We start from the raw sequence: 15421 nt of genomic DNA on the forward strand, positions 1-15421 counted from the left end.
TCATTAAAAATTTAACAATCGTCATTTGGTTGCTTTTTCACCAAAAAAGCCTTAAATCAGGCGGTTTTTCGGGGTAAAATACGCAGTTTTTTGTAATAAGCCCCACGGATTTGATGAAACCTGTGAGTTTTCTTTTATCCCCGGCCTGTCTCCTGACAGGCTGGAATATTTATGGTCTGTCGGGGGACAGACCAAGGAGCAAGAGGTTTCTGAAGCCATAGCAGCACTGCTTTAACCAAACTAAACCCGACAGGAGCGGCAGCCCCGAATGCAATGAGGGCTATAGCGGATGGCGGGACTATCTTTGCCGATACAACGCTGTAAGTGCTTTTCAAAAAATTATTTTTCATATTCTCTACCCCAGTCAAACCCGCTAATTTTTTCAGTATCAAACAGTTCTATGCTAATGTACAAAACCTTACAAAAAATTTTACGATTGCCGGCTTTTTTTATACTTTTGCGACGGGTAAGTCTTTTACGACCAGCTCCCTTTGAACTCCCCCAGGGTGGGAACACAGCAAGGGTAGAAGGTTGTAGCGGTGCGATAAAAGGGGCTTGCCCATTTTTTATTTCCCCTATCCCCTGAAGGGGAAGCCGTAACATAATTCAGGGCTCTTTACAAGCAATATTAACCTTAACAAAATGAAATTTTTTATTGACACAGCAAACCTGCAACAAATTAAGGAAGCATACGATTTGGGTGTTCTGGACGGTGTAACTACTAACCCGAGCCTGATGGCCAAAGAAGGCATTAGCGGTGAACAGAACGTAATTAATCACTATAAAGCTATTTGCGATATTGTTGATGGCGACGTAAGCGCTGAAGTGATTTCTACCGATTTTGACGGCATGGTAAAGGAAGGTGAGCAACTGGCCGCGTTGAATGATAAAATTGTTGTTAAAGTTCCGATGATAAAGGAAGGTGTTAAAGCTATTAAATACTTTTCTTCAAAAGGCATTAAAACTAACTGTACGCTGGTATTTTCGGCTGGACAAGCCTTACTGGCCGCTAAAGCGGGAGCAACTTATGTTTCGCCGTTTATTGGCCGTTTGGACGATGTTTCTACCGATGGCCTGCAGCTTATTGAGGATATCCGCTTGATATACGACAACTACGGTTACGAAACACAAATTCTGGCGGCGTCTGTACGTCATGCTATGCACATTGTTAACTGTGCTAAAATTGGCGCTGATGTAATAACCGGTCCCCTGTCTGCTATTACAGCTTTATTGAAGCACCCATTAACCGATAACGGTTTGGCGCAATTCCTGGCAGACCATGCCAAGGCGGCGGGAAAATAAAGCGTCAGGAGCAAGAACAAGTGCAAAAAATAAAGACGAGGAGCAGGAATGATCTTCTCTCCTTGTCTTCTACAGAAATTCTATAGCTCTGAATTTAAAACTAACGGAAGATATACCTTCCAACTTCTTACTCTCCGCAGTGTTGCCACATGGCGTTGAGCATTGCAGCTACGGGTTGTTAGCTTAAACTCCCCCGGCGAGGTTATAAACTTTCCATTGCATTCTATTCAATCTGTAGTTTCATTTACCCCCACCTACCATAATAATTAATTATGGATAGAGTAAGCTTACAAACTCTTTTCATTCTTTATCCTTAGTCTGCCACTACATTAACAACCGCACAAGACTAAGGACAGTATGGGATTTTTACTTTTCACTTTTCACTTTTTACTTTTCACTTTACCCCTACAAATGCTGCGCAATAACATAACCGCTGGCCCAGGCCCACTGAAAGTTATAACCGCCCAGCCAACCCGTAACATCTACACATTCGCCGCCAAAGAACAGGCCGTTTACCTGCTTAGATTCCAGCGTTTTCGAATTCAATTCGTCGGTTGATACGCCGCCCCGCATAACTTCCGCTTTATCATATCCTTTGGTTCCGGCGGGCTTTACCCTGAAATGATGAATAAACTGCCGGATAGCATCTACTTCCCTACGGGATAAGGAAGCCAGGTTTTTATCGACAGGAAGATATTTTCCTAAAGCATCAGCGAACTTTTTGGTATAAATCCCCGCAAGGAAATTCAGCAACAGCTTTTTGCCGTTATGCTCACGCTCATGAGAAATGCGCTCAGATATATCGCCGGAAGGCAGCAAGTCCATGAAAATTTCCTCGCCGGGTTGCCAGTACGAAGAAATCTGCAATATGGCCGGACCGCTTAATCCCCAATGGGTAAACAGGATATTTTCCTCAAAGCTGGCTTTATTATTCCAAACACGACTATAAATGGTATTCCCCGCTAATGCGGCAAACCATTCGCTATCCTTACCGGTAATGGTAAGCGGAACCAGTGCCGGGGCTGTTTCGGTAACGGTCAGGTCAAAATTACGGGCAGCACGAAGGCCAAAATCCGTAGCGCCCATTTTAGCAATGGGCAGTCCGCCGCTGGCTATCACCAGTTTAGGAGCAGACAGGCTTCGGGCTATACCGTTTTCCTCATATTCCACCCGGAAGCCGTCGGCTGTTTTCCGGACAGCTTTTACCTCGCAGTTACAGCGTATCTCCTGCCCCAGCTCTTTACACAGGTTGGTAAAAACGGCAACAATATCCTGCGCCTTATTACTCACCGGGAACAGCTGCCCCAATGTCTTTTCCTGTCCCGTAATGCCGTAAGTCTCAAAAAAGGTAATGGTATCGTCAACCGTCCATTGTGAAAATGCCGATTTGCAGAAATGCTTATTCTGCGAAATAAAATTGGCTGCCGAAACATTCAGGTTGGTATAATTGCATCGTCCGCCGCCTGATATCAGGATTTTGGCGCCCGGCTTCGAATTTTTTTCGAGCACCAGCACCCGCTTTCCTAAAAATCCGGCTTGCACCGCACACATCAATCCGCAGGCGCCGCCGCCAATAATCACGGCATCAAATAGGTTCATTCGGCAAATATTGTTAATTTTGGGCTGAAATGAACGAAGTCTCGCAGATAACAGAATTTGGCAAGGTTTTCATTATGATGCTGATGGGTATTCTGATTGTTACCCTTACCTTTTTTGCATCGCGTTTTATCGCACCCCGCAAACCGAATCCCGAAAAATTAACTTCGTATGAGTGCGGCGAAAATCCATCCGGAAATTCGTGGGTACAATTTAACCTGCGGTTCTATGTCATAGCCCTGATATTCCTGCTGTTCGACGTTGAAATGGCTTTTATTATTCCGTGGACAACTATTTTTGGCAATGCCGATTTAGTTGCCGCTGATAGCCGCTGGGGATGGTTCACGCTCACCGAAATGTTTATTTTCATCGGTATTTTAATATTGGGATTGGTATATGCGTGGAAAAAAGGCGATTTGGAATGGGTAAAACCACAACCCAAAATCCCGGCAACCGACCAGGCAATTCCGCTATCCGTGTATGATACTATCAATAACGAGAGATATACCGTAAAACCATTTACAACAGAACGCACTGTCGAAGCTGTAGCAACTTCCGATGTACCGGATACGGCTGCGAAACCCGCTCCGAGACCAGCATTTAAACCCACATTCAGAAAACCGGCATCGTCATGAGCATAGATAAACTATCGGAAAGCGGCGGTGTGATGGTTACCCGCCTGGATGAATTGCTAAACTGGGCACGCATGTCGTCGTTATGGCCCATGAGTTTCGGGATAGCCTGCTGCGCTATAGAAATGATGGGCTCCATGGCTTCTACATACGATTTAGACCGTTTCGGTGTATTTCCGAGACCTTCACCACGACAATCGGACGTGATTATCATTGCCGGAACCGTAACCTTTAAAATGGCCGAACGCATTAAACGTTTATACGAACAAATGCCCGAACCTCGATACGTGATTTCGATGGGCTCATGCTCAAACTGCGGCGGCCCGTATTGGGAGCATGGTTATCACGTGGTAAAAGGTGTAGACCGCGTTATCCCGGTTGATGTGTATGTACAGGGATGTCCTCCGAGGCCCGAGGCGTTGATTGGTGCAATTTTAGAACTTCAGAAAAAAATAGCGGGCGAAAGCCTTATAAATTCATAAGAAAACCCATGAAATCATTTTACGGCGACCTTAAAGTTGGCATTTTAGGAGGCGGACAGTTAGGGCGCATGTTTATCCAGCAAGCCATCAATTACAATGTCAATATACGGGTGCTCGACCCCGACCCCGAAGCTCCATGCAAACATATCTGCGAGCAGTTCTCGGTAGGCTCGCTAACCGATTACGATACGGTTTACGAGTTTGGCAAAAAGCAGGATTTGATTACCATTGAGATTGAAAAAGTTAATGTCGACGCACTGGAACAACTGGAAAGCGAGGGAATCCTGGTATATCCGCAACCGCGAATTATCCGCTTAATACAGGATAAGGGGCTGCAAAAAGAATTTTTCAAGCAGAACGATATTCCCAGCGCACCGTTTCAGCTTATTTCCTCAAAAGCGGCATTAAAAAATGCCGATATTCCCCTACCCTACATCCAGAAGCTCCGTAAGGACGGCTACGACGGTCGCGGGGTTTACAAGGTGCTTACTGAACAGGATATAGAAAACGCGTTCGAGCAACCCAGCCTCATTGAGCAGTGGGTAGATTTTGAGAAGGAAATATCGGTAATTGTGGCCCGGAACGACAATGGCGACATTAAAACATTCCCGATGGTAGAAATGGAATTTAACCCGGACGCTAACCTGGTCGAATATCTGATATCGCCTTCGCTGCTGCCCTTTGCTGTTCACGAACAGGCCGAAAACCTGGCTATTAAAATTGCTGACGATTTGAAAATTGTGGGTATTCTGGCTGTTGAAATGTTCCTGACCAAAAGCGGCGAGATATTGGTTAATGAGCTGGCGCCACGTCCGCATAATAGCGGACACCAGTCTATTGAGGGTAATGTTACCAGCCAGTTTGAGCAGCACTTGCGTGCGATATTCAATCAGCCGCTGGGCGATACCAGTTGTACAGCCAACGCGGTTATGGTGAATATCCTGGGAGAAAAGGGTTACGAAGGTCTGGCTGATTATGAGGGCTTAAAGGATATTTTAAAGCTCGACGGTGTTTACGTGCACTTGTATGGTAAAAAACTAACCAAGCCTTTCCGGAAAATGGGCCACGTAACCGTGGTAGACCAGAATCGCGAAAAAGCTATTGAAAAAGCCCGTTATGTACAGCAAACTTTAAAGGTAAAGGTTTAATTTAGCTGGTAAATAACTATAAATTGTTTTATACCGCTAATTTTAAGCCGATTACTTCTTTTAACTTTTGACTCTTAACTTTCAACTTAACACAATATGGAGCAGCTATTATCTACAGCCAAAGTAGGCATTATTATGGGCAGTAAATCAGACCTTCCGACTATGCAGGATGCGGCAGATATACTTAAAGAATTAGGTGTAGAGTACGAAATCACCGTAGTTTCGGCACACCGTACCCCCGAACGGATGTTCAATTACGCTAAAACTGCCGCCGAACGGGGTCTGAAGATCATTATTGCCGGCGCCGGCGGAGCGGCTCACCTGCCCGGAATGGTTGCATCCATCACGCATTTGCCGGTCATTGGTGTTCCGGTAAAATCATCTAATTCCATTGATGGCTGGGATTCTATCCTATCCATTCTGCAAATGCCAAACGGCATCCCGGTTGCTACCGTCGCGTTAAACGCCGCAAAGAATGCCGGCATCCTTGCCGCCCAGATATTGGCCACATCCGACGAAAACCTGGCAAACCGGTTACTAACTTACAAAGAAGACCTGCGCAAGCATGTGGAACAATCTGCGAGGGAGTTGTAAGTTTTAGGTTTTAAGCAGAAGGTTGAGCGAAGCGAAATCCCGACAGTTCGGGATAAAAGGTGTAAGGCATAAGGTACTAATTAGCGATAAAACATACATATAAGAGACAAGATGAATAAGCTATCTCTACTCCCTCTCCTTTGGAGAGGGCTGGGGTGAGGCTTACTAACAACCACTTCATGTCCAAACTAATTAATTTACAAGCGTTTAAGGATTTTGCACAATCGGGGCAGTTTGGGGGTTTTCTGTTAATAGGATGCGTGATTATTTCCTTACTTATCGCTAACTCACCGCTTGCCGATGGTTTTATGCAGTTGCTCAATACTACTATCGGTTTTGACACGTCATCGTTACATCTCAATTATTCCATTTCATTATGGATCAATGATGGCCTGATGGCCGTCTTTTTTCTTCTGGTTGGCCTGGAAATTAAACGGGAACTGCTGGAAGGCGAGCTTTCATCGCCGGCCAAAGCGGCTATGCCTGTTTTCGCTGCCGTTGGCGGTATGATAGTCCCGGCACTGATATTCCTGTTGTTCAATTACAATAAACCTACCCATGATGGCTGGGGAATACCGATGGCTACCGATATTGCCTTCGCGTTGGCAGTGGTATCATTATTGGGCAATAAGGTTCCGGCCTCATTAAAGGTTTTTATGGCAGCCCTGGCCATTGTAGACGATTTAGGCGCCATACTGGTTATTGCCGCCTTTTACACCAACGAGCTGCATTTCAATTATCTTATTTATGCAGGATTGGTTGTTTTGCTGCTGATCATTTTAAATAAGACCGGCGTAAAAAATCTTGTTTTTTATCTCATTCCGGGAATTTTCCTGTGGTATTTTATACATCACTCAGGTATTCACGCTACCATTTCGGGCGTGCTGCTGGCTTTCACCATTCCTACTAATGAAACGGACGAGCCATCGCCCCTGGAAAACCTGGAGCATCTGCTGCACAAGCCGGTGAACTATATGATTATGCCACTTTTTGCATTGGCTAATACCAATATCCGCTTTGAGAAAGCCATGCTTTCCGGCATCACGCATCCCATCGGGCTGGGTATTATTTTTGGTTTGATTCTGGGCAAACCTATCGGCATTACACTCTTTTCCTGGCTGTCTGTTAAACTTAATCTCAGCACACTCCCGGATGAAGCCAACTGGAAACACATCACCGGCATCGGCATTATGGCCGGCATAGGTTTCACCATGTCGATATTTATCTCGCTGCTTTCATTCAACAATGAGCTGTTGCAATCCGAGGCCAAATTTTCTATTCTTATCGCTTCGGTTATTGCCGGTACGGCAGGGTTTATATATCTTAGAACATTGAGGACTCATCCCTAACTTCACTTTGTGCCGATTCGTGAAGACACGAACCGGGGCATTAGCTTCGTTTTTATTTGCTCTGAATTAATTTAGGCCTGTCTAAGTCTACCCAACAGATCAGTAAATTTTAGCATATTTTCTTAGTATATTCACCTGCATAAATCAAAAGACAGTTTGCACATACTAAAATGAGAAAACTTTTTCTTTGCTTTTTAACCTTTAGCTTGGTTATAGCAATAAACCTCCAGGCACAAACATATACAGAATATAAGCAGGGAGCAAACTATTGGGGCGGCGCTTATGTACCTCCTGTGTGGACTAAAACCTATGATTATAATTTAAAGGCGTATAATATCAAAACACCTTCTACTCCATCTTCAACCTCTTATTCATCCGGTTCACCGGCATCTTCTCCAGGTACCACGTATGTAAAGAAATCAAGGTGGTCTTTTCTTGACCAGGAAATTGATTATGAGTGGGCTGCCAGGCAAAAGGCTTTTAGAAATGCCAAGGCAAAAGAAATGGCTGAAGAATATGGAAGAACCCTAAACAGAGCTATCGAGTATTTTAATAAAGGTGCATTTATTCCCTGCTACAATACGCTAAGAGTTACTCTTCCCAAAACACTTGATAAGGAGGTCGCTGAGAATAATAACTATGATGAAGCTATACAATATATTGACCAATATCGTAATACTATAGGCTTATACATATTTTTATCCGGAGTAAAGTACGGGCATCTTAGTGATGCTGCTTATTATTACAATACATTTTTGAGCAAGGGACGAGATTACGATGATCCTGCCAAACTGGAATCTGATAAGCCTTACCCTCTTACCGGTAAATATTACCATTGCTTAGATACAACAAAACTGGCTATACAATATAATTTTAATAAATACCTGGCGAAAGAACGCTTCCTGGCAGACCTATATTTGGTTGAATTGTTTTGCGCAATGGGCAGAAAAGAAGAAGCTAATACACTATTTAAACGGGTTCTTGATTTTTACATTCCTAAAGTTGAGGATGTACATCCATTTTTACCACAGATTGCCATCAATCATTTCTATACGGGAAATGTAAAAGAAGCGGAGAAATTACTGGAGTATTACTGGAACGGTACAGAATCTTACTCCGCAAGATTAAACATTCTTAATGAGCTTATCATAAATCATAATTTCCCGGAAAAGTGGTCGCGGGCAAGCTACCCGGAAGGATATGAGTTTATCAAAAAGAATTACCTGTTTATTGATAGTCTTGTCAAAAGTCGCAATTTGAAGATTTTTGAGTACAACGAAAAAAACACCTATACGCTTTTTGCGGAAAGAGGGAACGATGTAGACAGCTATATCAAGTTTGCTAAACCGGTGTTTGAAGGCTCGCTGGAAGAACAGTATACACGAAAAGGAGATACAAGTGTATATCGCATAGACTACAGCGTTTTTAATTCCAGAGTTGAGTTCTACCTGACCGCCCTATTAAAGAAAGGAGACATCGAAGGAATAAAAACCACTCTGCAACGTGTATATGATGTTTCGCAAAAAGCAGCCGCCCTGATTCGTACCGACGAGGACAGAAGAATAAAAGAAAGTAAAGATTCCAAGATAGGAATGTCTTGGTGGATGTACTATTCGATAAAAGCAGATCCGTTAAGAAATGCATTGTGGTTCTTCGATATGCCAAACTTTGTACAAGCCGGAGGAGCCAAATACCTGAGAGAAGCCGCCGAACCTTTATTAAAGGAGATGTCTGCCTTTACAGAGAAGGAATTTTCCATAAACACACATTTTATTGAAAGCTGGGGTGTAAAACCCAAGTTCATGAAAAGCAGAAAGTATCCAAGTGATTAATTAAGCAACAGGCTACTTCCATGCCAGGCTTCGTGTCTCCTCGAAGCTTTACTTACCGGCTCGTGAAGATGTGAACGGGGGCGTTAGAGCATTGAGGCCTCATCCCTGACTTCACTTTGTGCCGGTTCGTGAAGACACGAACCGGGGCGTTAGATCAGTTATCGCTTACAAGGCTCTTACTTCAAAAAAAGTCTTTCGTTTGATAATAATTGTCCCAATTGCGAAATTGTGAACGGCAGAGTGGAAGATTATGCGGTAAAGATAGGTTTTGAAAAAAACATCACCTATACACGCCTGCGCCCTTATTATGGCGCCGATATCGGTTACCGAGACAACGAATTTAAAGGCATTTCGTGGGATGGCAAAAACCCAAACACTGCGCTTTACGATGCTCAAGCAAAGAAAAACTGCCTCGTGCTTACTCCTTTTATCGGCTTACGGCTCAATATTATTGACCATTTAAGCATTACCGCTGAAACCGGAATGGACATTATGTATGATTACGAAAAGCAGGATAAAATCTACTATGATGCTGCCCGTACACATACACAGGTTAAATACCAAAAAATGGAGTACCTGTTCAGGCCGCTCAGCATGTTAACACTGCAATATAATTTCGGTACGCGTTATTAACCTACCCTGAGGGAGGGAGCCGAACAGTGCTGTTTGTTCAGTCTGATTTTAGAATCGTTATGAGAGTAACAATACAACAATCTAACAATTGAGCAATCCTGACATTCGTAAATCTAAAATCCCAACTCGTAATTCACCTTCCACCTTAAGCCTTCCACCTTAAACCTTAAAACCTTCTACCCTCCTACGCCGGGTCAACGTCAACCCGTACCAGCATGCCGGCATTTAGTTTATCAGCTTCAAGCTGAAGCAGGGCACTTTTTAGAGCGGTTTTGATATTGTTGATAGCTACGCCCGACCGTTCTATTTTCAGCGTAAACGTAACGATATAATAATTACGCACTTTAGCGACCAATGGCTGTACGGGGCCAATGACACGCTGACCGAACAACGATTTTAAAACGCGTTCTGCCCGGACAGTGATTTGTGCCAGTGTCTGGAAGTTTTTATGCTTAAAATCCAGTTGGATCATGCGGCAATATGGTGGATAGTTAAAGTTCCTGCGTTCCACCAGTTCCGTTCGGGCCATTTCCTCGTAATCGTGCCGTATTACCTGGTTTATTACCCGGTGATTAACATCATAAGCCTGTATAATTACTGTTCCCGGTTTGTTACCCCTGCCCGAGCGCCCTGCTACCTGCGAAAGCAGCTGAAAACTGCGTTCATACGCTCTGAAATCCGGGTAATTCAGCAAGCTATCGGCACTGATAATACCAATTACCGTTACGCCCTCAAAATCCAGGCCTTTGGTTACCATTTGCGTACCCACCAGGATGTCTATTTTCCGTTCCTCCAGGTCGGTTATCAGCCGCTGAAAGCTGTTGCGGGTACGGGTGGCATCCAAGTCCATGCGGGCAATCCGTGCATCGGGAAAAATCCCGGCAAGGTCTTCTTCAATACGTTCCGTGCCAAAGCCTCTAGATTCGATATGCACCGAACCGCAAGCCGGACATACCGAAATGGTTTCCTGCTTGTAACCGCATAAATGACAGTGCAAACGACCGGTACTTTTATGGTAGGTCAACCCGATATCGCAGTTAATGCACTTTGGCGAATATCCGCAGCTGCGGCATAGCAGGTACGGATTATATCCCCGCCGGTTTTGGAATAAAATAACCTGCTCTTTACGGGCAAGCGCCGCTTCAATGGCATCCAGCAGTTTGCCGGAGAAATGCCCCCGGATTGTTTTTTTCCGGGTTTCTTCAGCAATATCGGCTATCTCAATCTGTGGCAATTGTGCTTCACCAAAACGTTCTGCCAGGTTTACCAACCCGAATTTTCCGGATTTGGCGTTGAAATAACTTTCCAGGGCCGGTGTTGCCGAGCCTAACAACACTTTAGCCCGGTGAATAGAAGCCAGGTACACCGACGAATCGCGGGCATTGTACCGGGGTGCCGGGTCAAACTGCTTGTATGATGGTTCATGCTCTTCATCAACTACAATAAGGCCAAGGTTTGAGAAAGGCAAAAAAACCGACGACCTTGCACCCAAAACTATCTGGTATTCGTTTTTCAGCAGCTTATTCCAGGTTTCGGCCCGTTCATTATCGCTGAATTTGGAATGATATACGCCAATGGTATTGCCAAAATATTTTTTCAGCCGCTCAATAAGCTGCGTGGTTAGTGCAATTTCAGGGACGAGATACAGCACCTGCCGTCCCCGGGCAATTGCTTTTTCAATGAGCCGGATGTAGAGCTGCGTTTTACCCGACGCCGTAACACCCTGAAGCAGCACCACATCTTTTTCCTCGAACTGAGCTTCAACAGCTTCCAGCGCCCCCTGCTGTGCAGGGCTCAGCACAAAATGTTGCAGCAACTCTTCCTCGTATTCGCTTAAACGGCTAACTACTTTATCCTGCTGCACGAAGATTTGCTTATCCAGCAAGGCTTTTAACGCCGAATTTCCGCAACCGCTTTCCTCCAACAACTGGCTTTTGGCAATTTCGGGATTGTCGCGGGACAATTTGAGATAAGCCAGCAGCGCATCCATCTGTTTGGGCGCCCGTTCCAGGATTTCAAACAAGGCTTTCCGGCTTTCCGGGTCGGCATATTCGCTGTTAAGGCGGATAAAAGCTTTTAACCGGGGCTGGTAACGTTGCACAATTTCCTCAGAAATATGAATAATGTTCTTGTCAAAGAGGGATTTTAATATCGGGAAAACCGTTTTTTGTCCCAATAGCTTGGCAATGTCGCTTACCTTAAGCTCATTTTGTATCTCAAGCGCATCAACAATCAGGTACTCTTTATCGTTCAGTTCCGCTTTATCGAAACCGTGGTCAGGGAGAAGGATAATGCGGGTCTCACTGGCCAGTTTTAAGGCCGCGGGTAGTGCGGCCTGCATCACATCGCCCAGGTTGCACAGGTAATAACCGGCCATCCATTGCCACAATTTGAGCTGGTGACTGTTTACAAGCGGTTCGTCATCCAGGATATCGATGATATATTTAGCCTCGTACAAGGTGGGTGCTTCGCGGGTGATGCCGTGTACAATTGCCGTATAAATTTTGCTCTTGCCAAACTGCACAACAACCCGCTTACCGATATCCGCCCTGTCGTTCAGGTTAAACGGAACGCGATAAGTATAGGTTTTAGATAATGCCAGCGGAAGTATGACTTCCACAAACAAGGTATCCCGCTCGCTATGTTCGGGATTCAGTTCAAGCATCGTTACGCTTTAAGGCCGCAATCAGCAAAATAATCCAGCCTGCTATAAATAATAAGCCGCCGATAGGCGTAATGGGGCCAATAATATGACTAAAACCGATATGCGTTAACGACCGGGTGGATAACAGGTATAGCGAGCCGCAAAAAAACAGCATCCCTACGATAAAGCAGCCATATATTTTGTTCACCAAATCCTGTTTCAACCCGTTAGCCAAAGCCAGAAACAACAAGGCGATGGTATGGTAAAACTGGTAGCTAACGGCTGTCTTCCAGATTTCAAGCTCGTCAACCGATAATCTATCGCGTAAAGCATGGGCGCCAAAAGCGCCAAAAATAACGGCCAGCATACCTGTTAAGGCCGCTGTAATTATTATTCGTGTCTTCATAATTAATATTAAGCTAATATAAACCGACCGGCAGAATCATCTTTATATTACTGTTCCAACTTTTCACTTTCAACCTTTTACTTTTCACTTTTGACTTTTTACTTAGTACTAATCAGGTCACTAAATTAATAAACCTGTAATGTTCTTTGGCTTAATGTTAAAAATATAATTTTGCAGAGAGGCCTCGTCATGAAGAAATTAATTATACTGATATCCCTGCTTGTTATTGCCATTATTGCTGTTGCTGTGCTGTATTTTTCGAGAATTAACATGGATGGACGCAGCAACGAACGGGCATTATCTTATATTCCCGACGATGCTACTGTTGTTGCCGAATTCAGAAACGATAAATCGTCGTACGAGATATTTAACGATTATCAGCTGCTCAATGCCGCTTTGGGCGATGCGCATTGGGATGAGCTGCAAACCCTGAAAAGCCTTTTTCTTGACCAGGAGCCGGTAAAAACCGCCTTAGCGGGACAAAACCTGTTCGTAAGCCTGCATCCCGATGCATCCGGACAGGTTCAACTACTATGGATAACAGCAGTTAATACGGCTGGGAATAATCTTACGGCACAAACCTTACAGGAAAAATTCAAGGCAAAAACCGTCAGCCTATCGGGTAAAAACGGCTTGCAGATTACCATACATTCTATAAAAAAAGAGTTCTACGTCTTTATAAACAACCAATCCGTTATCGGGAGCTTTTCTAAAGAACTGCTGGAACGAGCCCTGAACGGGAAGCATCAGAAAGCCACAGACAAATTTGTTACGCTGATTAATTCGGGCGGACAAAAAAGTGATAACTCCCCGCTAAATATTTACGTTAATCACCAAAATCTCCCCGGGTTTTTACAGCGTTTCATCTCCGGAAAATTATCAGGAAACCTGTCCCTATTGCAGCAGCTAAGCGGATTTACATCGCTTAACATGAATTTTAAAAGCGATGCGCTGATGTTTAACGGCATCAGTACGGTAGATACCACACAGGCTTCTTATCTCAACCTGTTTCTCAGACAACAGCCGGTAACCACTACGCTGTACAAGGCCTTCCCGGCGCAAACGGCCAGCTATCTTTCATTCGGCATATCCAACTACAAACGTTACCATGCCGCGTTAAGCCGCTTGTTTGAGCAGCGCCATGAACTGGATAAGCTAAAAGAACAAATACAACGCATTAAAGCGGAATCCGGCATTGACCTGGATGTTAACCTGAAAAAGTATATCGGCGATGAATTTGCACTGCTTGAGCTGGATAACCAGGATAAGCTGGCCTTAATAAAAGTCTCCAACGGCAGCCAGTTGGATTTCTTCCTGCAACCCATCAGCACCTTGTACGGCGAAATTATCCACCAGTTCAACAATTCAAACGTGCTGTATTATTACCTCGGCGACCCGCTGAAAAGTTATTCCCGCCCCTATTACTGCATTATAGACAACATGCTGGCAGTGGCTAACTCCGCAGCCGCCTTACAGCATTTTTTGGCTGCATATAAGCAGGAAAAGCTGTTGGCAGCTAACATGCAATATACCGCGTTCAGGCAGTATATTGCCAACCAGGGAAACATCTGTTTCTTTGCAGGTCTTCAAAATTCAAAAAATCTTATCCGCAGCACGCTGAAAAGAAGCTATGCCGCAGCATTTTCGGATGATAATTACGGTTTAAAAAACTTTTATGGAGTGGCCTACCAATGGAGCGCCGCCAACGATCATTTCCTCACAAACCTGTATGCCAATTATACCGACACGGCAAAAAATCCACTGAAACTGGCCTGGAAATACCAGCTGAACAGTCGCTTGGCCTCCGAACCGCAGGTGATATCCGGCAATACCGAAACATATATCATCCTGGTACAGGATAATGTTAACAACCTGTATGCCCTTACGGCTGATGGCAAACGACTGTGGGCTATCCAGGTAGACGGACGTATCCTGGGTAAAATCGCCCAGCTACCCGATGGAACGTTAATGTTCAACACCGCCTCCAAACTGTATGCCTTTACCACCGCAGGAGCGGTAAAACCGGGTTTTCCCGTTGCACTTAGTCCGAACGCATCGTACGGTTTAACCCTGGTTAATAATCAATTATTTATCCCTTGCGGGGATGTGGTCAAAGGATACGACCTTTCGGGGAAAAGCCTGGAGAACTGGAGTAAACCGGTTAACGGGAAGCTGTTATTCGACCTCAAAGCTGTTTCATTCGATAATAAGCAATACATTGTAGCCGGAACGGCCAATGGTGAATTTACTATTTTCAATGCCAACGGCTCGGTTTACCAACGCATACAGCATGCCGAACATGGCAGTTATAAAAATCCTATAGCGCTGATGCCGGCAAATAAGCTGGCCGATTTGAATATCGTTACCACCAACACTTCGGGAACATTGATATTGGTATCCGGCAACGGGAAAGTAAACCGGAAAATTATAGGAACCTGGTCTGAAAAACATTTCTTTGATGCCGGGAATATTACAGGCGATGAGACACCTGAGCTTGTCTTTTCCGATAAATCACAACTGGCGGTTTACAATGCCGACGGGACATTATCGTTCAGTTATGATTTTAAATATCCGCTTACCGGCAGGCCGCAATTGTTACGATTGGATGCATCAACCTTCAAAGTTGGCGCAGCTACTTCAGCCGATAACCAGATTTACCTCTTTAACGATGACGGCACGTTGGCAAACGGCTTCCCCGTAAAGGGAATTGCTAATTTTTATATCGGTACTTTAGACGATGACGGAAGAAAGTACCTGATTTGCGGAAACATGGACGCCTCTATAAGTGTATATAAACTTTAGT

Annotated in this window: 12 protein-coding genes and 1 other RNA gene; 10 read left to right on the forward strand and 3 right to left on the reverse strand. The window is 44.5% G+C overall.

Going from position 1 to position 15421, the window contains the following annotated elements; all coding sequences use genetic code 11:
- Nucleotides 1-464 precede the first annotated feature (464 nt).
- Both ffs and fsa read left to right on the forward strand, forming a co-directional pair.
- Nucleotides 465-564: signal recognition particle sRNA small type (gene ffs / locus FW774_RS11180), an RNA gene on the forward strand.
- A 78-nt stretch (nt 565-642) separates the two neighbouring features.
- Nucleotides 643-1302: a fructose-6-phosphate aldolase gene (fsa, locus tag FW774_RS11185; protein ID WP_149348254.1), complete on the forward strand. Its 660-nt coding sequence runs from the start codon at nt 643-645 to the stop codon at nt 1300-1302.
- A 405-nt stretch (nt 1303-1707) separates the two neighbouring features.
- Here the strand turns inward: fsa and FW774_RS11190 are convergent, their stop codons facing one another.
- Nucleotides 1708-2901, reverse strand: coding sequence for an NAD(P)/FAD-dependent oxidoreductase (locus FW774_RS11190; protein ID WP_149348255.1), 1194 nt, complete (start codon nt 2899-2901; stop codon nt 1708-1710).
- Nucleotides 2902-2930: 29 nt separating this feature from the next.
- Here FW774_RS11190 and FW774_RS11195 point away from each other — a divergent pair, with 29 nt between their 5' ends.
- From FW774_RS11195 to FW774_RS11225, 7 genes are all read left to right on the forward strand, one after another.
- Nucleotides 2931-3533, forward strand: a complete 603-nt coding sequence (locus FW774_RS11195; protein ID WP_149348256.1) for an NADH-quinone oxidoreductase subunit A — start codon at nt 2931-2933, stop codon at nt 3531-3533.
- On the forward strand, nt 3530-4012 hold the full coding sequence (locus FW774_RS11200) for an NADH-quinone oxidoreductase subunit B (RefSeq protein WP_149348257.1): 483 nt from the start codon (nt 3530-3532) through the stop codon (nt 4010-4012). The genes FW774_RS11195 and FW774_RS11200 overlap by 4 nt, the downstream gene beginning before the upstream one ends.
- Nucleotides 4013-4020: 8 nt before the next feature.
- The gene (locus FW774_RS11205; RefSeq protein ID WP_149348258.1) at nt 4021-5160 is read left to right on the forward strand and encodes a 5-(carboxyamino)imidazole ribonucleotide synthase; all 1140 of its coding nucleotides are present in this window, start codon (nt 4021-4023) and stop codon (nt 5158-5160) included.
- Nucleotides 5161-5256: 96 nt separating this feature from the next.
- Nucleotides 5257-5754, forward strand: a complete 498-nt coding sequence (purE, locus tag FW774_RS11210; protein WP_149348259.1) for a 5-(carboxyamino)imidazole ribonucleotide mutase — start codon at nt 5257-5259, stop codon at nt 5752-5754.
- A 179-nt stretch (nt 5755-5933) separates the two neighbouring features.
- The gene (gene nhaA / locus FW774_RS11215; RefSeq protein WP_149348260.1) at nt 5934-7103 is read left to right on the forward strand and encodes a Na+/H+ antiporter NhaA; all 1170 of its coding nucleotides are present in this window, start codon (nt 5934-5936) and stop codon (nt 7101-7103) included.
- A 170-nt stretch (nt 7104-7273) separates the two neighbouring features.
- Nucleotides 7274-8935 carry a hypothetical protein gene (locus FW774_RS11220; protein WP_149348261.1) on the forward strand — a complete coding sequence of 554 codons (1662 nt, stop codon included), beginning with the start codon at nt 7274-7276 and terminating at the stop codon, nt 8933-8935.
- 228 nt (nt 8936-9163) lie between these two features.
- Complete coding sequence (locus tag FW774_RS11225; protein WP_149348262.1) at nt 9164-9568, forward strand: hypothetical protein; 405 nt, start codon at nt 9164-9166, stop codon at nt 9566-9568.
- 184 nt (nt 9569-9752) lie between these two features.
- Here FW774_RS11225 and priA read toward each other — a convergent pair whose 3' ends face one another.
- Nucleotides 9753-12233, reverse strand: a complete 2481-nt coding sequence (priA, locus tag FW774_RS11230; RefSeq protein ID WP_149348263.1) for a primosomal protein N' — start codon at nt 12231-12233, stop codon at nt 9753-9755.
- Entirely contained in the window at nt 12226-12618 is a 393-nt protein-coding gene (locus FW774_RS11235; protein WP_149348264.1) for a DUF423 domain-containing protein, read from the reverse strand. The genes priA and FW774_RS11235 overlap by 8 nt, the downstream gene beginning before the upstream one ends.
- 189 nt (nt 12619-12807) lie before the next feature.
- Between FW774_RS11235 and FW774_RS11240 the strand changes: the two genes are divergently transcribed.
- Nucleotides 12808-15420, forward strand: a complete 2613-nt coding sequence (locus FW774_RS11240) for a hypothetical protein (RefSeq protein ID WP_149348265.1) — start codon at nt 12808-12810, stop codon at nt 15418-15420.
- Nucleotide 15421 lies beyond the last annotated feature (1 nt).

The sequence above is a fragment of the Pedobacter sp. BS3 genome, from assembly GCF_008274585.1.
Classification (GTDB): Bacteria; Bacteroidota; Bacteroidia; order Sphingobacteriales; family Sphingobacteriaceae; genus Hufsiella_A.

Bases quoted from the DNA above. Each gene is read 5' to 3' on its own strand.
- fsa (WP_149348254.1), top strand. From the start codon at position 643: ATGAAATTTTTTATTGACACAGCAAACCTGCAACAAATTAAGGAAGCA.
- FW774_RS11190 (WP_149348255.1), bottom strand. From the start codon at position 2,901: ATGAACCTATTTGATGCCGTGATTATTGGCGGCGGCGCCTGCGGATTG.
- FW774_RS11195 (WP_149348256.1), top strand. From the start codon at position 2,931: ATGAACGAAGTCTCGCAGATAACAGAATTTGGCAAGGTTTTCATTATG.
- FW774_RS11200 (WP_149348257.1), top strand. From the start codon at position 3,530: ATGAGCATAGATAAACTATCGGAAAGCGGCGGTGTGATGGTTACCCGC.
- FW774_RS11205 (WP_149348258.1), top strand. From the start codon at position 4,021: ATGAAATCATTTTACGGCGACCTTAAAGTTGGCATTTTAGGAGGCGGA.
- purE (WP_149348259.1), top strand. From the start codon at position 5,257: ATGGAGCAGCTATTATCTACAGCCAAAGTAGGCATTATTATGGGCAGT.
- nhaA (WP_149348260.1), top strand. From the start codon at position 5,934: ATGTCCAAACTAATTAATTTACAAGCGTTTAAGGATTTTGCACAATCG.
- FW774_RS11220 (WP_149348261.1), top strand. From the start codon at position 7,274: ATGAGAAAACTTTTTCTTTGCTTTTTAACCTTTAGCTTGGTTATAGCA.
- priA (WP_149348263.1), bottom strand. From the start codon at position 12,233: ATGCTTGAACTGAATCCCGAACATAGCGAGCGGGATACCTTGTTTGTG.
- FW774_RS11235 (WP_149348264.1), bottom strand. From the start codon at position 12,618: ATGAAGACACGAATAATAATTACAGCGGCCTTAACAGGTATGCTGGCC.
- FW774_RS11240 (WP_149348265.1), top strand. From the start codon at position 12,808: ATGAAGAAATTAATTATACTGATATCCCTGCTTGTTATTGCCATTATT.